The sequence below is a fragment of the Lactobacillus amylolyticus DSM 11664 genome (assembly GCF_000178475.1).
Taxonomy (GTDB): domain Bacteria; phylum Bacillota; class Bacilli; order Lactobacillales; family Lactobacillaceae; genus Lactobacillus; species Lactobacillus amylolyticus.
In genome coordinates, this window is sequence record NZ_ADNY01000040.1 from 1 (window position 1) to 813 (window position 813).

Genomic DNA, 813 nt, shown 5'->3' on the forward strand with positions numbered 1-813 from the left:
GGTGCTGGCATTGATGCCTTCTGTGACTACTTGGGCTTGAGTTAAGCAGTCTTTATAATGCCAATTGTAGCGAGGATGAACCTTTTCGAGCTCATCAAACTTCTTTAAATATAATTTCCAAGGAGATTTGAGCAACTGATACTGTCTGGATCTTTTATCAAAGGTCTTCATGACTTGGACTCTCAACGAATTGAATGATCGGGTAAGCATTTGGATCATATGAAAACGATCGATGACAATCTGAGCATTAGGAAAACAGGCTCTGACGATATCTTGATAGTAAAAATTAAGATCCATCGTGACCGTTTTAACGTTAGCTCTAGCTTGAGGTGAGAAACGTCCAAAATACTTAAGCAAAGTCTTCTTGTAGCGAGTTCTAAGAATCTGAACGACCTGATGATTGTCACCATCCAAGCAGATAAAGTGCAGCTGGCGGTCGACTCCCTTGAATTCATCAAAAGCCAAGTGTGCTGGCAGATATTCGTAAGTATCAATAAATCGGTGTGAACAGCTGCCTAGTACTCTTTGAACGGTATTGATCGAAACATTGTTTTCTCTGGCAATGCTGGTCATAGATCGATCTTCAGTTAAAGCTGATAATACTTTGAGCTTAGAAGCGTTAGAAATAGAACAGTATTTGTTTACTAGTTCAGATTGAGCCATGGACCAGCGCTCACAATCACGACATTTAACTCGCTGCTTAGCCAATCTGATAATGACAGGCAAACTGGCATTAGCTGTCGGATAGTGAATATTGGTAATCAAGTGGCCATTGTGCAAGAGATCCAAAGAACCACAGAAAGGACAAGCAGG

General features: G+C 40.8%; 1 protein-coding gene. It reads right to left on the reverse strand.

Annotated features, from left to right (window positions below; translation table 11 throughout):
• A partial coding sequence (locus HMPREF0493_RS05040) for an ISL3 family transposase (RefSeq protein WP_040457261.1) occupies positions 1-813 on the reverse strand: 813 nt, incomplete at both ends.